Genomic DNA, 19,499 nt, shown 5'->3' on the forward strand with positions numbered 1-19,499 from the left:
AACCTTTTTTATTTCTCCCTCGAGGGTCATCATGCAGAATCCAACTTCAGCTGATATTCAACGTGTTCGTGAATTTCTTCTTGATCTGCAGGCACGTATCTGTGCCGGGTTAGAGCAGCGGGAACAGGCCGGCGGCGGAACGGCGCAATTTGTAATTGATGACTGGGAGCGTCCTGAAGGTGGTGGTGGGCGCTCGCGCGTATTGCAAAATGGCGAAGTGATTGAAAAAGGTGGAGTGATGTTCTCTCACATCAATATCTCCAGACTTCCAGCATCAGCTACCGAACGTCATCCTCAAATTGCAGGTGCCAAAGCACAGGCTCTAGGCGTATCACTGGTCATTCATCCTAAAAATCCGAATGTCCCAACCTCCCATGCAAATGTCCGTCTGTTTATTGCTGAACCAGAAGGCCAAGATCCGGTTTGGTGGTTTGGTGGAGGATTTGACCTTACTCCTTTTTATCCAGATGATGAAGATGTACGGGCTTGGCACCAGAAAGCCTATGATCTCTGCCAGCCTTTTGGTGAAGAGGTATACACCGAACATAAACAATGGTGCGATGACTACTTTTACCTGAAGCACCGTGACGAACAACGCGGAATAGGAGGTCTGTTTTTTGATGACTTAAACCAGTGGGATTTTGAAACCTGCTTTAAATATATACAAGCTGTAGGTAACGGTTACCTTGAGGCAATTTTACCAATTTTCCAAAAAAACCAAGAAAAACCTTATACTGAAGCACAGCGTGAATTCCAGCTGTACCGTCGTGGCCGCTATGTTGAATATAATCTGGTCTATGACCGTGGCACCCTGTTTGGCCTGCAAACCGGCGGACGAATTGAATCCATTCTGGTCAGTTTGCCAAATCTGGCCGCTTGGTCATATCGCCCTGAATGGGAACAGGATTCGCCAGAAAAACGCCTGACTGATTATTATTTAAAACCTCATAACTGGCTGAATGAACTGCAATAATATTCAGCATTTAAATTATGGGAGCTGCTTTATTTGAAGCAGCTTTTTTATGCAATTTTAAATTACATCTTTGCACTTTGTTAAACAGCTTCACATAGTGTTTCATTCATTAGCATTTAAATACTTATAAATTAAAAAATATCAGGTACACTTTATGTACTTGGTCAGGCTATTGATCCTGATTATAGATCAGTTCTCTTGGTGCATATTTGCATGTTTATGAAGAGAATACATTAGCCTATTTCTTTAGGCCCGGTTGTCGCTCTTACCTATGAAAAGGTAATGATATGTCTGCCGAGTTATACTGCTACTATTAAACAGGTTATCTTGAGCAAAATAATGTTAAGAAAATCAAATAATCATACTGTGATTTTATCATGGTGTATTTTCTCTATTCTTCTATGTTCCATCGCTGTAACAATTGTCTCTGATAATACGATCTCAGATGGCGTATCCATAACAGTCAGTGTGATTGCTGGTATTGCACTGGCTTTAAGTCTGGTTACAGTCCTTATTGATGTTATCCGCTCGATTTGTGATCCTTGAGTCAGCTTAAGGATTTTATTCATTTTCAGCTTTCAGTTTTGATTGAAACCGTTTTTAACTTCAGTGGGCAAAAATTACTGATTGACGTATATTGTCTGCATTTCATTTAATGGATACTGTGAGATGAATCAGCAGTTTGCCGTCATTGGTAATCCGATTGAGCAGTCCCGCTCTCCTGAGCTCCACCAGACTTTTGCCCAGAAAACCGGCATTCACCTAAATTATGTCAAACGACTGGCAGCACCTGATGCATTTAAAACTTCGGTTGAAGCTTTTTTTGCACAAGGCGGCCGAGGCATGAATGTGACGGTTCCTTTTAAGGAAGAAGCATTTGCCTTATGTGATGTACTGACTGAACGTGCCAAGATTGCCAAAGCAGTCAATACGTTATGGCGGGAAAATGATCAGCTATATGGAGACAATACCGATGGGCAGGGCTTAGTGGCCGCCATGACTGCTTTGGGCTGGCCATTAAAAAATAGTCAAATTCTGATTATTGGGGCAGGTGGCGCTACTCGCGGTGTAATATATCCTCTGGCTCAGGCAGGTGCCAGAAAGATTGTTATAGCTAACCGTACCTTAAGTCGTGCTGAACAGCTGGTTCAGGATTTGCAGCAAGCCGTACCACAAACCACGTTGCAGGCCATGGCATTAAACGAACTGAGTGGAAACTTTGACTTAGTGATTAATGCAACTTCAGCCAGTTTAACTGGTGAAGCGCTGGTTCTACCTGAAAGTCTGAGCTTTCACTATGCCTATGAGATGGCTTATGGCAAAGCTTCAAGCTTTCTGGACCAAGCCAAAGCACGCGGAGTAAAGTATGCCGATGGGTATGGCATGCTAGTTGGACAAGCAATTGAATCATTTTCAATCTGGCACGGTGTTAAACCGGAATTGCAGGATTTTCTAGATTAAATATAAAAAGAACCTCAACTGAGGTTCTTTTTAGAATAGAGAATTAAACTGCCTTATTTAACATGCTGCTTTAATTTTTGATAAGTCTCTTGGTATAAATCGAAGTCAATATAATCGGCTTGATCTAAAGTCAGCTGCTGAATACTTTTTACTGAAAGATTATTCTGGGTAGTGTCTTTATATGCACGCGCCAGTACTGTTGCGGCTGCTTTCAGAAAGGGACGGCTAGCTGGCTCAACTTCATATTCCTCATCAAAACGCTGTATATAATATTGAATAAAGAGAGCTTGGGACTGTTTGTACTGGCTTGCCAGCTTGTTCCAGTTTTGACGGTCTTCAGCACCTGCAATCACTTCCGAGACCATTTTGTCTACGCTGTTACCCAAAACCTCATCAAACTGGATACTTTCCTTGAGCTGATGTTTTTCCTGCAAGATTTTAATTTTTGCCAGTTCTTGTGTATCTGGTGTATTTTGGTCAGCGCCCTGATAACGATACGCATAAACCTGAGAAATTTCTTGTAATGCCTGCGGACTGTAATTCTTCAGCAGTTCTGGCTGTTGAACTGCCAGTTCCATCAGGAAAACAGTCTGATAAGTTTGCTGGTAAGAGTGAGTACGTGCGTAAGTCTTTTCTGCCAGCTTATGTACCTGCTGCTCAAAATCAGGTATTTCATTATGAGTATTGGTTCTGGATGACTCGTCTTCACCCATAGTGCGCCCCAGTCCTTTAATCAGGTTTTCAAACATTGAGCCTTTACTGACTTCTTCAATCGACTTGGCATTACGCAACTGGGCACGGTCAATTTTGGTAGCATTACCATAATTTAAAATATCCATGTCAGCTTTTATATTCAGTACACCATATTTTTGTGTTGTGTACTGCAAGCCATATTTAATCTGTACTACCCGGCCCTGCTGGTCTAGTCCAACATCCACCTGTAATGGTGTCTGCCGATGAAGCCCCTTCATTGCCTGCTGTATATTGGATTGGTGATTCTTCCATAAACCGGTAAATTCCTCAGCTGTAGTCAACTGCTGTTTTTCATAAGGGGTAAATACCTTCTGTAAATTCAGCAAAGCTTCATTGAGACTATAAAGTGTTCCCTTATCTTTTACATTTTTTTGAAAAGCATCTAAACCATACTCATTTCGGCAAGCATTCAGCTGCCCCATAGCAACCTGCTGAGGCTGTTGAAGCAATGTTTGACATTCCTCTTTAGTTAGGTAACTGCTTGCTTCCTCTTCAGTCGCTGTATACGTCTGCTCTTTAGCAGTATCTAAACGTCCAGAATCTTCTGCCAGTTGGGCTGCATCTCTACAGTCCTTATGGCTGTCTGCTATGCAACTGGTTTCAACAGCACTGTCTGTTGCCATATCAGGATGTTGTAACTGGTTCAAGTGCTCAGTAACCAACTGGGTTAATAATACACGTGACTGGTAAGCTTCTGTTTCGGCACTACCACCTGTTTCAGAAGATAAAATATCCAGTTCTACCTTGTGTGAAAAGTCATCCTTTTCTCTAGCAGTATCGGTTGCTATTTGATTGTCTTTAGACTGTACTGGCATACCTAAGACGGTATGAGATAAGTACTCTTTGTTGAGCTGACTAAACAGACTTGATTGTAAAGAAATAGCTTCAAGAGTGGTATCTAACCGGACTTTCTCAACCAGGCCTTGTTGACGGTCTTGAGCCGTTAGAGCGAGCGAATGTATCTGTTGCGGCTCTGCTAGCAAGTAAGCGACTGCATTCATCTGCTTAATGTACTCAGCCAGTTCTTGCAGGTTTACTTTATTGATATCACTTTTATATTTGGAAAAGTCAATATAGGCAAAGCTGCTCTGACTGTCTTGATTGACCAGATAAGGCATAAGCGCAAAATAATTGCTATAGAACTTATAATCTTTAAAGTCCACGACCATTGGAATTTTGGCTTGTACCAGCAGAGTCGGTTTTTTATAGGTTGCCGTTAGATTAAGAGACGCCAGTTTCTGGCGATAATGTACCGAACCAGCATAATCAAACTGAATATTACTCAGCAGATTTAACGCCCAAACATCAAACTGGCGCCCGGAAGCTGTACTCGCTGCTCTATAACGATCAGCTTCCTTGTACATTGCCTGATAAAGTTGCTGCTTTTGTTGTGTTGTAAGAGAAATATGCTGTTTCTTTAAAAACTGGTCAATCTGCTTTTGCAATGTGTGGTCGAACCGATCCGATTTCTTCTGTTCCTCCTGAGTGTTAGTTATATCTTGTAACGCAGATGCTTTTACTAAGAACTGGCCACGATAATCATAGCTCGAGGTTTCAAGCATGGAATTAAGACCATGTATCGCGCGCTGTCCAGCACTTTTAGCAGCATCCGGACTGGTTTTAATGACATGCTGTGTACACGCCCCCAGACTTAAACCTAACAGACACAAGGTTAAATATTGTAATTTCATGAGGTTTTTCTAAACACCTTATTTATTTATAATTTAAACTAAAAAAACTGCAAATTAATCTGTACAGATAATCCGGCTTATTTTAACAAGCTCGAGTTCCTTTAAGATTGGCAATTGTGCTTAGATTAGCTTTTCTGACATTTTAATTTTGCTGTCATATCAATGTATTTTTATAGAATTTATGAATAATTGAATACATACACCAGATAATCCAAAACAATTTCTAGATTAGGATTAAGACCCATGCCAGCATATAAAGCTCCCCTTCGTGATACACGCTTCTTGATGAACGAAGTTTTTGATTATCCAGCCCATTATCAGACTTTATCCAATGGTGAACTGGCTGATAGTGATACCGTCGACATGATTCTAGAAGGTGCAGCAGATTACTGTGAAAACGTAATTTCCCCCCTGTATCAAACCGGCGATGATGAAGGCTGTCACTGGAACAACGGTGAAGTCACTACCCCTAAAGGCTATAAAGAAGCATATGACCAGTTTGTACAAAGCGGCTGGCAGGGATTGTCTTATCCGGAGCAGTATGGTGGACAGGGTCTCCCTATGTCACTCAACCTGATCAAGTCGGAAATGATGGGCACGGCCAACTGGGCGTTTACCATGTATCCGGGCTTAAGCATGGGTTGCATGAATACTATTTTGCAATTCGGGACTGAAGAGCAGAAAGATATTTACATGCCACCTCTGGTTGCAGGTACCTGGTCAGGGACCATGTGTTTGACTGAGCCCCAGTGCGGTACAGATCTGGGTCAATTAAAGACTAAAGCTGAACCTCAGGCTGATAGTACCTATAAAATAACCGGTACCAAAATCTTTATTTCTGCGGGTGAGCATGACCTGACTGAAAATATTGTACACATCGTGCTTGCTCGTCTGCCAGATGCACCTGCGGGTACAAAAGGTATTTCACTGTTCATCGTACCGAAGTTCCTCCCAACTGCTGAAGGAAGTGTCGGTGAGCGCAATGCAGTGAACTGCGGTTCAATTGAGCACAAGATGGGTATCAAGGCCTCTGCAACAGCAGTACTCAACTTTGATAATGCTACCGGTTATCTGATTGGTGAACAAAATAAAGGGCTACATGCCATGTTTACCTTTATGAATACTGCCCGGATCGGGACAGCAGTTCAGGGTATTGCACATGCTGAACTTTCATTCCAAGGCGCACTGCCTTATGCCAAAGAACGGATGTCAATGCGTGCCCTGTCCGGTAAAAAAGATCCGGAAAAAGTTGCTGATGCGATTATTCATCATGCTGATGTACGCCGTATGCTACTAACACAAAAAGCTATTGCCGAAGGTGGCCGTGCCATGATTTATCATGCTGCACAGCTTGCCGATAAAATGACAGATGCACTGGCCCGCGGTGACAATGCTGAATATGAAGAATATGATGATAAACTCGGTTTTTATACGCCTATTTTAAAAGGCTTTCTGACCGAACTTGGTCTTGAAGCAGCTAACCACGGTATGCAGGTTTTTGGTGGTCATGGTTATATCAAAGAATGGGGCATGGAGCAGATCGTTCGTGATGCACGGATTGCCACCTTGTATGAAGGTACAACCGGTGTGCAGGCACTGGATTTGATTGGCCGTAAAGTTTTGCTGTCTTCTAAAGGTAAAGTCGTTCGTGATTATACCGCTGAAATTTTAAAATTCAGTGGACGTCATGCACGCAACAAATATATGCGCCGTTTTGCCTGGGACCTGACTAAAATCTGTGCTCAGTGGAATGCTCTTACTGTACGTATCATGCTGGCTGCACGTAAAGACCGGGATATTGTTTCAAGTGCCTCTTTTGATTATCTCATGTTCTCTGGATACGCCATGATGGCTTATTTCTGGGCCCAGCAGGCTGCAGTGGCTTCAGAAAAACTTGAATCGGGTGAAGGTAAAGAAACTCCTGAATTCTATAAAGCTAAAATCAAGGTTGCAGACTTCTATTTCGAACGTATGCTGCCACGTGCACAAGGCCATGCTGAAGCCATGGTGAATCCTTCACGTACTATGACTTCTCTGGCAGCTGAACATTTCAGCTTTGACTACTAAGCTCATCATTTCAACATAAGATATTCTTTAAAAAGAGCGCTTAGGCGCTCTTTTTAACTTCAGACTATTATTGATTCTAAATTATTCCAAGTCTTAAAACTCTACTGCATCTTTGACCAGTTTATAGGGCTGTTCAGGTAATGGATGCTGCTGTATAAAAGTCTGTATTATCCGCTGATCATTAGCATGCAAGGTCTTATAGAGATTCATGACCAGATTCTGCTTGGGATCAACACGATAATAAAAATTAACCCCCTCAGCGAGGTGCACAATAATTTCATTCTTAGCCTGATCAACAGACCAATGATCTCTGCGATAAAAACGGCGTTGCGCTGTATCAGGCCTGTCCACGCCAGGTTGCACCCGACCAAATGTAGCAATCATACGGTGGGCACTGCCGTCAGGCAGTAAATTTAAAATATATTCTGCCCTTCCTTTGCCACAATTTACAAAAGCATCCTGACAGGGAACCTGCGTATAGTAACGTCCTGCATACTGTAAATTTGTACTGCGTACTTCTTCATTCTGCTCATTTTGCAGTACTGGCAAAGACGCACGGCCTGCAACCTCAGTCAGTTTTCGGCCTGTCACCAAACTTTCATCAGTATAATTTATATTATTCAAAGAAGGGAGCTGACCCTGACTTAGAGGTGAGCTTTCCCGTGTTTCTGACTGTGAGAGATCACAGCCACCCATCAATGCGCCTAATAACACAATGGTACAGACTCTGGCTAGAACAGGCATTTTTCTATTCATCACTCACTTGTTGGTCCGACGACATTCGGCTTATGCAGGCCAATAAATGTATTTTCAATACACTTTTATCATTAAAATCAGGCGTTTCAATACCATTGTCGCTCAAGTTAAATTAAATACTCAAAAGAGTAGAGAAGGCATACCAATAAAAATAAAGTCGACTTCCTGAGTTGGAAATAACTTTAAGGGTATTTTAGTGGTCAAATTATAGAAATTTGAACTCCTGCTTACATAACTTAACTAAGTTACTGAACATACGTCTTTAAAAGGTATTCACTCATCACTATATAAATATCGAGGGTAATGATTTTTTCGTTATCAGATTTATTTTTTACAGCGAGGAGACTTCGATGTCAGATTCTGGCTTATATCGTTCTAACCGACAAAACATGATTGCCGGCGTAATGGGCGGTATTGCAGAACGTTTTGGCTGGAATGCCAATCTGCTGCGCATCATTTTTGTCTTGATCTCGATTATGAGTGCAGCTTTTCCTGGAATTCTGGTTTATCTGATTTTATGGCTATTGATGCCTAAACGTGATTATCGTCTGGATGCACCGCCACGAAATTATCAGCAGCCAGTACGTACTGTTTATGATGAACATAAGGTGAAACGCTAAATCGCTCTCCTCTCTAACCGGTTTGGTCGCTACGGTTGTGCCCCTAGACAGCCGTAGCCTTTTTATCTATCTATAAATTATGGTTTCTGGCGCAAATGCAGAATTTCTTGCTGCATGGCTGCAATCATATCTGCCCGGCTAATGATTCCAATTAGCTGTTCTGCTTCAACTACAGGTATATAGTTAAAAGATTTTTCTACAAAATAGGGCGCCAAATCTTGAATTGGCTGTTCAGGGTGAACTGTCACCACCTTACGGTTCATAATCTGTTTTACCAGATACTCCCATGATGCCCGGTAATCTGCACCGCGCTTAAACCACTCGACCACATCATATAACGCAAGTGTACCCACCAAATGCTCTGAGGCATTCACTACGGGCAGACTCATTAAATTGACCTGCTTGAACTTGTCTAAGGCTTTATGAATATCATCGTTTTCATGCAGCACAATGACGTCACGGCTCATAATATCACGACAGTGATAGTGTAAAACTATACGTTCATTTGCCCGTTCTTGGGCTTCTAGAATAATTTTTTCCAAGTCATACTGACTGATATCAAGAAGCTCGGTCTGATGCTCAAGTGCCTGCTGGATATCCTGTGGCTGAATGGTCACCTTCTGGGTAGGCGTCGGGTCTTTGGAACGCTCATTTACCTGCCGTGGATAAGGATAATGCCGCCCTAGCAGACGATTAAAAAAAATAGCAAAACCCAGCAATAAAACCGAATTTAGTAATACGGGATAAAATAAAAATTGATAACCCAGATGATGTACACCCTCGCCACCCAAAACTGCCGTAATTGCTACAGCTCCGCTAGGCGGATGTAATGAATCTGTAGTCATCATCAAGAAAATAGACAGACCAACGGCCAAGCTAAACGCAGAAGTAAGATCAGGAATCCATAAAGCACAACTGACACCAATTAATCCGGCAATGGTATTGCCCACCACCATGTTCCAGGGCTGCGCCAGTGGACTGGCCGGCACTGCAAATAATAAAACCGAGGAAGCACCCATGGGTGCAATATACCAAGCATTGATTCCGCCCAGTGTATACCAGCTAATAATTGATGAAATCGCCAGTCCCAGCAGAGCGCCACAACCACAGAGTAAGCGCTCTTTTAAAGGCAGCGTTTTAAAATTAGGTTTAAGGGTGTCTAGCCAAAACTGTGAATTACTCACTGCACAACCTGTTCTTGTTAGATAAAAAACACGGCGAGTATACGCCTAAGCCTTATTAAGGTGCATTGATTTTATATCTTTACAATATTGGTTTTTTTGTAAAGCAGTCACAACGCTTCTTAGCGTTACTTAACTTTTCTCGGCTTTATACTTACTTGGCTCTGTTATTTACTCATAATTGATCAGGGATTAATCAAGACTGGATGATATGAACAATAAAATCTATAGCAATACAGCTTTAATACGCTCTTTGCTTCTGGCACCGATACCAAGCCTGCTGGTGATTTTAATTTTCTCGGCAGCCGCCAATGGTGCAGGCCAGTTATCCTCTGTAGTCAGTATTCTGTTTGTAGCTGTTATGATTTATGCAGTTTACTGTATTTTAGCATTACCGTTTGCTTACGGCTTATCTCAGCTTATACAGCTCAAATTTCATCTAAATCTGGGAATTATTTTAGTCGGCTCTATAAGTGTATGGTTAATTATGCTGACTTTGTTGCAGCTCATACTCAATCATAATATTTCAATGGGCTGGGAACTTTATTTGAGTGGTGGCTATTATATGATGGCTTTATTGACCGGATTCTTTTACTGGTTGCTGCTTAAATATTTTGATTCACAACCTGCCCCAGCAATTGCACATTTTAACAAGTTAAAAACCTACTGATGAATAGTTGAAGGACAGGAATTTCGCTATAGCTGAATCAGGTTTTATGCTGGTTTATTTTCTAGAATCCAGGTTTAAATACCTGTTTGGTGGAATTTTATCTGTATAAAAAAGCTGAACTGATTTTAATAATAAGCCTGGTCTGGCTTGAAAATTCTGCTTTAACTCATGATTCGCACTCTTAAATAGAATTCTTTGCCACTCCCCTGCAAATTCCCTATACTTAGGGACAATTTTTTCTCATATTCTAGTGGATGCTACATGAGTCGCGCCATATCACATATTGATACATTTCAAGGCTTAATTCTTGCCTTACAAAATTACTGGGCCGAGCAAGGCTGCGTCGTATTACAACCTTACGACATGGAAATGGGTGCAGGTACTTTCCACACTGCGACTTTTCTGCGGGCATTAGGCCCTGAAACCTGGAATGCAGCTTATGTCCAGCCATCACGCCGTCCTAAAGATGGACGTTACGGTGAGAATCCAAACCGTTTACAGCATTATTACCAATTCCAGGTAGTGCTAAAGCCTAATCCGGATAATATCCAGCAGCTTTATCTGGATTCATTAAAGGCTATTGGTATTGATACGCTAACCCATGATATCCGTTTTGTAGAAGACAACTGGGAATCTCCAACACTGGGCGCTTGGGGCTTGGGCTGGGAAGTCTGGCTGAACGGTATGGAAGTAACACAGTTTACCTATTTCCAGCAGGTTGGTGGCGTAGAGTGCTATCCGGTTACAGGTGAAATTACTTATGGTCTTGAGCGTCTGGCCATGTACCTGCAAGGTGTAGACTCGGTTTATGATCTGGTCTGGACCAAAGGCCAGTTTGGTACGGTCACTTACGGCGATGTGTTTCACCAGAATGAAGTAGAACAGTCCACTTATAACTTCGAATATGCGCCAGTTGAAAAACTATTTGAACTATTTGATTTTTATGAAACTGAAGCCAGCCGTTTAATGGAAGCAGAACTTCCACTGCCGGCATACGAACAGGTGATCAAAGCTTCACATAGCTTTAACCTGCTTGATGCACGTGGTGCGATTTCTGTGACTGAACGTCAGCGCTATATTTTGCGTGTACGTACACTGGCCCGTGCCATTGCACAGAGTTATGTACAGGCCCGTGCCAAACTAGGCTTCCCGATGGCCGAACCTCATCTGCGTGATGAAGTCTTGGCCCAGCTTAAAGCTCAAGCGGAAAATGATGCTGCTCAGGCAGAAAAATCAGCGGAGAACAAATAATGTCTAAACATACAGTTTTATTTGAACTTGGCTGTGAAGAACTTCCTCCCAAAAGCCTGAAAACACTACGAGATGCCTTACAGGCAGAAACAGTGAAAGGTTTAAAAGATGCTGGTCTGGCCTTTGATTCAATCGAAGCTTATGCTGCCCCACGTCGTTTAGCCCTTAAAATTGTGAATGTCGATGGTGCGCAAGCAGATACACAGAAGCGTTTTGATGGTCCTGCGGTTCAAGCGGCTTATGATGCTGAAGGTAAACCAACCAAAGCTTTAGAAGGCTTTATGCGTGGTCAGGGTATCAGTATTGATCAAGTATCAACATTCCAGGCAGGTAAAGTTGAAAAGGTCTGCTACTTAAAAGATGTAAAAGGTCAGAGTCTGGATGTATTACTGCCACAAATCCTGCAAACTGCTTTAGATCATCTGCCTGTGGCAAAACGTATGCGCTCAGCAGCCAGCCGTACTGAATTTGTACGGCCAGTGAAATGGGTAGTATTACTAAAAGATGATCAGGTCATTGAGGCTACTATTCAAGACCATACAGCCGCTAATGTAACTTATGGTCACCGATTCCATGCACCAGACGCAATTACACTTGCAAATGCTGATGCCTACCTAGATGCACTGCGTGCAGCTAAAGTCGTAGCTTCATTTGAAGAACGTCAAGCCATTATTGACCAGCAGGTAAAAGCTCTCGCTGATGAAGTTAATGCAATTGCCATTGTACCGGCTGACTTGCGTGATGAAGTAACTTCACTGGTAGAATGGCCGGTGGCTCTGCGTGCCAGCTTTGAAGAGCGTTTTCTTGCCGTTCCACAAGAAGCACTAATCACGACCATGCAGGATAACCAGAAATACTTCTGTCTGGTCAACAGCGACCACAAGCTTCAGCCTTATTTTATTACCGTATCGAATATTGAGTCAAAAGCCCCGAAGCAGATTATTGAAGGTAATGAAAAAGTTGTTCGCCCACGTCTGTCAGATGCCGAGTTCTTCTTTTTGCAGGATCAGAAACAGCCGCTGGCTTCACGTTCAGAAAAACTGGCTAACATGGTATTTCAGGCACAGCTTGGCACCTTATGGGACAAGACTGTACGTATCGCAATGCTGGCTGTGGAACTGACCAAGTTTACAGGTGCACAGGTTGCCGATGCTGAAAGAGCCGCCATGCTGTCTAAATGCGACCTGACTTCCGAGCTGGTAGGTGAATTCCCTGAGCTTCAAGGAATTGCAGGGACATACTATGCCCGACTTGAGGGTGAAAATGATGAAGTCGCTGAAGCGCTTGGCGAGCAGTATCTGCCAAAATTTGCAGGTGATGTTTTACCAAAAACCAAAACAGGCACTACGATTGCACTGGCCGACCGTCTGGATACGCTGGTAGGTATTTTTGGAATTGGGCAGGCTCCTACAGGTTCAAAGGACCCGTTTGCACTTCGCCGTTCGGCAATTGGTATCTTGCGCCTGATTATTGAAAATAATCTCAATGTAACGATTGAAGCACTGGTGAACTCTGCCCTGCATGCCTATGGCGCGCTGATTACTGATCCGAATAAAACCCGTAGTGTTGCAGTTGCCTTCCTTGAAGGCCGTTACCGGGCCAAATATGAAGACCAAGGTGTTCAGGTAGATGTCATTCAGGCAGTCCAGGCGATGTCACCTGCTTCTCCGCTTGACTTTGACAAGCGGGTTAATGCCGTTAACCATTTCCGCAATTTGCCTGAAGCTGCTGCATTGGCTGCTGCAAACAAGCGTGTTGCAAATATTCTGGCGAAAGAAGCTGCACCTGAAGGTTCAGTGGTTGAAGCAAACTTGGTTGAAGATGCTGAAAAAGCATTATTTGCTGAACTTGCGAAAATTACGCCTGTGGTTGAGCCATTATTTGCTGCCAAAGACTACACTGCTGCGTTGTCTGCACTTGCTGCTCTTCGTGTGCCAGTGGACGCGTTCTTTGACGGTGTTATGGTGATGGCAGATGATGCTGAGCTGAAAGCAAACCGTTTACGTATGCTTGCACAGCTTCGTGATTTGTTTACCAAAGTAGCTGATATTTCGGTGTTGCAGCACTAAGCTTTAATTAGTTGAAAAGTCTATAGAACCCCGCTATAAGTTAGTGGGGTTTTTATTTTTTTAAATATAATGAAATTATCACAATCGCAAAAAGTTGTAGAATTTTTAAAATCTTACCCAAATCAAAAATTTACATCACGTGAAATAGCTGAGGCTATTATTCAGCTTTTTCCTGAAGACTAGAACAAAAAAGATTAAACCATCGATTTGAATCAAATTCAGATTTTGTACAACAAATTGTTCGTGAAATTAGTAGTAATGCAAAAACTAGTATTTTAAAGGTATCGCCGCATATTCATATACGTGATCAACCTCGTCCAAGACAATTCTGGTTTGATCCTAATTCAACATATGAATTAACACGGGAAATTAATACTATTTTTAATTCTGAAAATATTGATGCTGAAGTTCACTTACCTATTATTAAATTAGATCATTTATCTGAACATGATCTTTATCCAATTCTTATTGAGTTTTTAAATTCTGAATTTAATCTAAACTGCCTTAGAATTGATGAGAAACGTTCAAAAAATTCCCGTGGTCAGAATGGAAATCAATGGCTACATCCTGACGTTGTTGCTATGCAAGTATTAGATAACCGTTGGAATGAATTAATTAGAACCTGTGTAAAACATAGCTCTGGTCAAAATGTTCGTCTATGGTCTTTTGAAGTCAAGAAGGAACTAAATAGCAGTAATATTCGTAGTAGTTTTTTTCAGGCTGTGAGTAATTCAAGTTGGGCTAATGAAGGATATTTAGTCGCAACATCAATATCTACGAGTGAGGTTGAAGAAGAGCTTCGGATGCTTTCTGCCCTCCACGGTATCGGGGTAATACTTCTAATTCCTGAAAATCCAAGTGAAAGTGAAATTTTATTACCTGCTCGTCGTAGACCAGAGGTTGATTGGCAATCCATTAATCGAATATTAAATGAAAATTCTGATTTTAGAAATTTTATAGAACTTGTTTCTATTTACTATCAAACAGGCCGTATTCGTCCTCAAGACTGGAATAGATAATGTATGACTATAGGCATTTCACTATATATTTCATATACTCAAACTAACAACACTCAACAAGAAAGAATCATATGAAATTTAAAACTCTTATTTTGACGGGTCTTGCGAGTATCGCAGTTACAGCCTGTAGCTCAGCCCCAAAAATTCCTCAGCTTGATCTTGGCGTCTTACAGGAAGTACAAAATCTTGAAGTTGTTCCTGCAACTACCAACAATAAGGCAAAACTGACCAAATTCCTTGATAAATGTGTGATTGAATTTACAGGTGATATTGGTGAAAACCGTGTTGTGGAGCAGTGGTCATTTAAAGGTATGGGATTAATGAATGCCGGTTCGGCCACATTCCAGCGTGATGGCACCAGCAAAGCAGAAAAATTTAACCTGCATGATGCGAATGTTCAAAAGAACTTTGTTACCCTGCGCGATCATTTTGCCAAAGAAGCGCTAGATCAATGTAACTAGCAAACTCGCCCTGTTTTTATAAAAGATAGGGCGTCCTCTATGACGTTGCTGCATAAATCGCTGTATAACCCTCTATATCTTTTTTAAATTAAAATAATTATAAGATACTGCAATATTCTTCTTTAGCGATTCTTCACAGGATATTCATTGTTTTTAAAACATCATCCGCTACACTAAAACATTCAGACCGCTCTTTAACAAATTCGAGGTCGATTCTTAATGAATATTAAAACTCCAATACTTTTGCTCATCGCTCTTATGGGCGCTGTACCACTCCTCGCCCAGGCGAATTCTACTCAGACCTCTTCACAGATTACTAAACCGGTCACACCTTATGGTGAGAACCCAAATCTGCTGCATGTATTTGCCTATAAAGCACAAGAAGGCGTAATCAATACTGCGGAGAAAGTGGGAAAGGTGACTGAAAAAGGCATCGCCAGAATTAAACCAGATGTCGACCGCGCCTGGAACAACACCAAATCTGTTGCCTCAGATACTATTCAAAAGGTGGATCAGGGAACACAGCAGGCAGCTCAACAAGCTAACCAGAGAATCCAGAGCTCCCGAGAAGCATGGGGTGGCACACCGCAACAACCGGCGCCTATTATTCAGCAACCTCTAAGCCAATCATCGACAGCTACCCAAACTACAGCGCCCTCACAACCCCATTCAGGCGCTACCAGCTATGCAATCACAGAACTTTAAACTTACATGGAGTTAAATAAATATATTGAGCTAACACTTTTCTTTAAATGCTTAACAGGCTTACACAATATTTGAGCAAAAATATTAAAAGAAATTAGCAGTATGCAGCGCCCATACTTTGGAATGAGCTGGCTGGTTAAAACTCTTTACTAATTGACCTGCCGGATAGGCTGGCCTCGTTTAAAGGCTTCAGTATTTTCAGCAAGCTGCTCTAGCATACGCTGTCGCGCCTGAACACTTCCCCAAGCAGAATGCGGTGTAATAATCAGATTTGGAATATCCTCATTCAGTAAAATATTGCCCTGTTTAGGTGGCTCAACGGTGAGTACATCGCTGGCAGCTCCGGCGATTTCACCATTTTTTAAGGCTTGGACCAATGCTGTCTCATTCACCAGTCCACCACGTGCACAGTTAATGAGAAAGGCGGTAGGTTTCATCTGTTGCAGCTCTGCTGCTCCAATCAGGTTTTGGGTCTGTTCGGTCAAAGGACAATGCAGACTCAGAAAATCAACTTGCGGCAGCAGCTCCTTTAATGGAATCCGATCAGTTCCCCCCGGACGACACGGTAAAGAGGCAATCTTGACCTGCATGCCAAATGCCTCTGCCAGCCGGGCTACAGCCTGTCCAAGTTCGCCATACCCTACAATTCCTAAAGTCTTTCCAGCCAGTTCAACAATCGGGAAGTCGAGCAAACAGAACTGCTCGGCCTTGTTCCATGCACCGGTCCGTACCGCACGGTCATATTTTAAAAAGGAGGTTGCCAGACTCAGCATAAGCAATAAGGTATGCTGAGCAACAGCCGGTGTGCCATAGCCCTGACAGTTACAGACCACGATGTTATGCTCACGGGCCGCACTCAGATCTACATTATTGGTGCCGGTAGCAGAAATCAGAATCAGTTTTAACTTGGGAAGCTGACGAATCAGTTCGGCATTTACTCTGACTTTATTGGTAATAATGACATCGGCATTCTGTACACGCTCCAGAATTTCATCTGGTGCAGTAACTGCATGTAAAATCAGCTGGTCAAACTGCTGTTGAAGACGACTGATCTCCAGATCATTTTGGTTCAGTGAATTAAAGTCTAGAAATACGGCTTTCATTGGATTCATCTCCTGCGACTCTACTCCATTTAAACAGCTCGTCCATGTTTATTCCAGAGCAGTGCAAGAGATGATCCTTAGCCTACAGTTTTAGTGTTAAATTTCAGGTGACAGCAATTTGCGTTTTTTAATCACTGGTTTGTGCTGATGGCTTTTATAAAATTGCCAGGCCTCTTTTAAGACATACAGCGCGAAAGTCAGCACTACCATGACTCCCAGACCAAAAACCAGATGCGGTGTATGTACTGCACCCGCATGAGCGAAGCCAGGGAATAAAAATATTAAGCTAAACAGCAAAGATGGATAAACATTCACATCTACACTCCTTATCTTTTTTCTTTAAATTTAGGTATTTACAAAAAACCTATTACTGAATCCCGACTATAGCCCACATACAGAATAAAGCAAGTTTGTAAGATCAGGTAACTTTCATATTTAAATTCCAGCTATTTACAGACCTAAAAAAGCCGGGCTAAACCATGAAGGCTTAGCCCGGCTAACAGATTAAGCTGGCCTTTAGATCACCACAAATTTCTCTGTATTTTGAACGTGTTCTACAGAAAAATGGCAATTGCCATATTCATCACAGCTCAGGTTCAGGTTTTTATAACTGAGTACATAAAAATCCGGATATTTTTTTAGAACAATCGGACTCATGTCTGGAGAAAGTGCATCTTGCTCTTTTACCAGCCGCATAATACGGCGGTCATTCATTACCACCATATAGCGCTCATTATTCAGATCAACACTGAGCAGACCAGTTTCTTTCGCCTGTAGAGAGATCAGATACTTGTTATTGAGACTAATTGCATCCTGACTATAGCTTTCCAGCTTCTGTGTAATTAAATTAAATACCAGATAGGCCTGATGGCAGTCCTGCAACAGGCTGCGCTGCTCCTGATCATGGGGCATGTTGACTTTAATACCCAGCTTCAACAGATCCTGCTCATTTACCTGCTTGTTGGTCAGCAAGGTTCGGGTAATCAGCTGCTTTAATTGAGCATCCAGATATTGCCCGTCGAGCTGGAATTCACCATTTTTCAGGATTTTTCCAAGTTTGGCGCTGTGTTTTGGCAGGAACCTGGCAATAACATTACGGTAATAGAATTTACTGTTCTTTTTAACCTCACGTACCTGTTTATAAAAATATTGCTGGTCCCATTCATGTGAAATAAAGTCATTTAGTAGGGTCGAGCTGGCCAGTACAGCCAAGGCATCATGGCCGGTAAACGGTAGATGAATAGTATGCAGTTTCGGAATTAGGGGCTGAATTTTTGAATAATGTTCATGATCAGCTTCAAAATACGGGTCATAAACCAGAATATACTCACTATCTGGCGCAATATCAGAGCGTTCAATCCGCATATTGGCATTCAGTTCAGCATCAAAGAACTCGCTATAACGGCGGTCATTGACTTCATCTGGATTAATGGAGTATTGCGGAACAAAAGCAATGACCCGGTTCATGCCAAGCAAGCGAGAATATTTTATCGCAGCATAACCACCCATTGAGCCGCCATATCCAGCTACATAGTCGAACTGCGCTAAAATAGGCTGTATCTGTTCCAGCATGGCCTGCATACTGGCTGCTGGAAACCATGATTTCCGCTTGGGCATGACACCAATAACGTTGTAGTCATATCTAGAAAGAGATTTCTCGGCATTAATTGACATACCATTAGCTTTGGTAATTAAATCACCAAAGGAAAAAACCAGTTCACGAGAATGTCCTTTTAGAAAAATTACCCGGATATCGTCGTCTTCAAAAACTATCTGCTTGTCCATTCGCCTATGAGGCACCGTAGCGCCTACACTTCTCCTATAAAAATGAAAACAATAAGGCCTTTGCCTGAGCCAATTTGCTCAGTATCTTATTTTATCGAGGTCACTCAAATTAAAAAGCGCAAAATATGACACATTCACTACATCCTGCCGCACAAAAAGGCTTTAGTCAGGCTGCCCGACTTTATCAGGAGGTACGGCCCAGCTATCCTAAACAGGTAATTGATTGGCTAAGGAATGACCTGAATTTAAGTCAATCGTCGTATGTCGTCGATCTGGGCGCAGGTACAGGCAAATTTTTACCATATTTACAGGCTTTAACTTCTCATATTACTGCGGTTGAACCTGTTGCAGACATGCTCGCAGAACTGGAAAAACGTTATCCGGATGTTGTCGCATTACCGGGCACCGCACAGCATTTACCTTTAGGGAATGAGAGTCAGGATGCCGTACTTTGTGCACAATCTTTTCACTGGTTTGCTGATATTCAGAGTCTGAATGAAATTTATGAGGTGCTTAAACCGGCAGGTTATCTGGGACTGGTCTGGAACCAGCGTGATATTGAAATTGAATGGGTGCGTGCGTTGGCTGAGCTGATTGCGCCATTTGAAGGAACTACCCCACGCTATCATAGTGGTCACTGGAAAGAAGTTTTTGATAACCAGTTTCTGTTTCAGCTGGAAAAGGTCAAGGTTCTATCACAAGTACAAAAAGGTACGGTAGAACAGGTGGTATCCAAACGTTTACTATCGACCAGCTTTATTGCAGCCATGCCAGAGTCTCAACAGCGGGCCCTGAAACAGCAGTTTGAAGAAACCGTCCGGCACTATACTAACAAACAACCTCAGGATGAAATTGAATTTCCATATGTAACTTATGCTTATAGCTTTAAAAAAGTCAGTTATAAATAACTGAAAAAATCATGTTTAAAATGAGG

18 protein-coding genes are annotated in these 19,499 nt (G+C 42.2%); 12 read left to right on the top strand and 6 right to left on the bottom strand.

The annotated features are described in order from the left end of the window. Nucleotides 1-31: 31 nt before the first annotated feature. The 3 genes from hemF (at nucleotide 32) to aroE (ending at nucleotide 2,434) form a co-directional block, all read left to right on the top strand. Nucleotides 32-973: an oxygen-dependent coproporphyrinogen oxidase gene (hemF, locus tag AC0VYT_RS12835; protein WP_005018268.1), complete on the top strand. Its 942-nt coding sequence runs from the start codon at nucleotides 32-34 to the stop codon at nucleotides 971-973. A 339-nt stretch (nucleotides 974-1,312) separates the two neighbouring features. Beyond that, nucleotides 1,313-1,519, top strand: a complete 207-nt coding sequence (locus tag AC0VYT_RS12840) for a hypothetical protein (protein ID WP_005018267.1) — start codon at nucleotides 1,313-1,315, stop codon at nucleotides 1,517-1,519. Between the two features lie 123 nt (nucleotides 1,520-1,642). Further along, nucleotides 1,643-2,434: a shikimate dehydrogenase gene (gene aroE / locus AC0VYT_RS12845; protein WP_005018266.1), complete on the top strand. Its 792-nt coding sequence runs from the start codon at nucleotides 1,643-1,645 to the stop codon at nucleotides 2,432-2,434. Between the two features lie 53 nt (nucleotides 2,435-2,487). Here the strand turns inward: aroE and AC0VYT_RS12850 are convergent, their stop codons facing one another. Next, on the bottom strand, nucleotides 2,488-4,878 hold the full coding sequence (locus AC0VYT_RS12850) for a hypothetical protein (protein WP_476496666.1): 2,391 nt from the start codon (nucleotides 4,876-4,878) through the stop codon (nucleotides 2,488-2,490). A 243-nt stretch (nucleotides 4,879-5,121) separates the two neighbouring features. On the opposite strand from AC0VYT_RS12850, the gene AC0VYT_RS12855 reads away from it, so the two are divergent. Then, complete coding sequence (locus AC0VYT_RS12855; protein WP_005018256.1) at nucleotides 5,122-6,945, top strand: acyl-CoA dehydrogenase C-terminal domain-containing protein; 1,824 nt, start codon at nucleotides 5,122-5,124, stop codon at nucleotides 6,943-6,945. 93 nt (nucleotides 6,946-7,038) lie between these two features. Here the strand turns inward: AC0VYT_RS12855 and AC0VYT_RS12860 are convergent, their stop codons facing one another. Then, nucleotides 7,039-7,701: a hypothetical protein gene (locus AC0VYT_RS12860; protein WP_227592471.1), complete on the bottom strand. Its 663-nt coding sequence runs from the start codon at nucleotides 7,699-7,701 to the stop codon at nucleotides 7,039-7,041. Between the two features lie 350 nt (nucleotides 7,702-8,051). On the opposite strand from AC0VYT_RS12860, the gene AC0VYT_RS12865 reads away from it, so the two are divergent. Beyond that, on the top strand, nucleotides 8,052-8,321 hold the full coding sequence (locus AC0VYT_RS12865; protein ID WP_005018251.1) for a PspC domain-containing protein: 270 nt from the start codon (nucleotides 8,052-8,054) through the stop codon (nucleotides 8,319-8,321). A 77-nt stretch (nucleotides 8,322-8,398) separates the two neighbouring features. Here AC0VYT_RS12865 and AC0VYT_RS12870 read toward each other — a convergent pair whose 3' ends face one another. Beyond that, complete coding sequence (locus tag AC0VYT_RS12870; protein ID WP_005018243.1) at nucleotides 8,399-9,505, bottom strand: HPP family protein; 1,107 nt, start codon at nucleotides 9,503-9,505, stop codon at nucleotides 8,399-8,401. A gap of 208 nt (nucleotides 9,506-9,713) precedes the next feature. Between AC0VYT_RS12870 and AC0VYT_RS12875 the strand changes: the two genes are divergently transcribed. The 6 genes from AC0VYT_RS12875 to AC0VYT_RS12900 all read left to right on the top strand — a co-directional run bounded on the left by AC0VYT_RS12875 (nucleotide 9,714) and on the right by AC0VYT_RS12900 (nucleotide 15,677). Then, entirely contained in the window at nucleotides 9,714-10,172 is a 459-nt protein-coding gene (locus AC0VYT_RS12875) for a hypothetical protein (RefSeq protein ID WP_005018242.1), read from the top strand. Between the two features lie 261 nt (nucleotides 10,173-10,433). Beyond that, complete coding sequence (gene glyQ, locus AC0VYT_RS12880) at nucleotides 10,434-11,423, top strand: glycine--tRNA ligase subunit alpha (protein WP_005018241.1); 990 nt, start codon at nucleotides 10,434-10,436, stop codon at nucleotides 11,421-11,423. Continuing rightward, nucleotides 11,423-13,492 (top strand): glycine--tRNA ligase subunit beta, encoded by a 2,070-nt coding sequence (gene glyS / locus AC0VYT_RS12885; RefSeq protein WP_005018240.1) that lies wholly within the window; start codon nucleotides 11,423-11,425, stop codon nucleotides 13,490-13,492. Before glyQ ends, glyS begins: the two co-directional genes overlap by 1 nt. Nucleotides 13,493-14,073: 581 nt before the next feature. Further along, entirely contained in the window at nucleotides 14,074-14,511 is a 438-nt protein-coding gene (locus tag AC0VYT_RS12890; protein WP_005018239.1) for a hypothetical protein, read from the top strand. A gap of 71 nt (nucleotides 14,512-14,582) precedes the next feature. After that, nucleotides 14,583-14,972, top strand: coding sequence for a hypothetical protein (locus tag AC0VYT_RS12895; protein WP_005018238.1), 390 nt, complete (start codon nucleotides 14,583-14,585; stop codon nucleotides 14,970-14,972). A gap of 219 nt (nucleotides 14,973-15,191) precedes the next feature. Then, complete coding sequence (locus tag AC0VYT_RS12900; protein WP_248130349.1) at nucleotides 15,192-15,677, top strand: hypothetical protein; 486 nt, start codon at nucleotides 15,192-15,194, stop codon at nucleotides 15,675-15,677. A 149-nt stretch (nucleotides 15,678-15,826) separates the two neighbouring features. On the opposite strand, the gene AC0VYT_RS12905 is transcribed toward AC0VYT_RS12900, so the two are convergent. The 3 genes from AC0VYT_RS12905 to AC0VYT_RS12915 form a co-directional block, all read right to left on the bottom strand. Further along, a complete protein-coding gene (locus AC0VYT_RS12905) occupies nucleotides 15,827-16,780 on the bottom strand; it encodes a 2-hydroxyacid dehydrogenase (protein WP_034669880.1) in 954 nt (317 codons plus the stop codon). Between the two features lie 96 nt (nucleotides 16,781-16,876). Further along, a complete protein-coding gene (locus tag AC0VYT_RS12910) occupies nucleotides 16,877-17,095 on the bottom strand; it encodes a hypothetical protein (protein WP_005024353.1) in 219 nt (72 codons plus the stop codon). A gap of 201 nt (nucleotides 17,096-17,296) precedes the next feature. Then, nucleotides 17,297-18,565, bottom strand: a complete 1,269-nt coding sequence (locus AC0VYT_RS12915) for a hypothetical protein (protein WP_248130352.1) — start codon at nucleotides 18,563-18,565, stop codon at nucleotides 17,297-17,299. Between the two features lie 125 nt (nucleotides 18,566-18,690). Here AC0VYT_RS12915 and AC0VYT_RS12920 point away from each other — a divergent pair, with 125 nt between their 5' ends. Further along, nucleotides 18,691-19,473 carry a class I SAM-dependent methyltransferase gene (locus tag AC0VYT_RS12920; protein ID WP_248130348.1) on the top strand — a complete coding sequence of 261 codons (783 nt, stop codon included), beginning with the start codon at nucleotides 18,691-18,693 and terminating at the stop codon, nucleotides 19,471-19,473. The last annotated feature ends 26 nt before the right edge of the window (nucleotides 19,474-19,499 follow it).

Source organism: Acinetobacter sp. QJM3NY_42 (assembly GCF_056173745.1).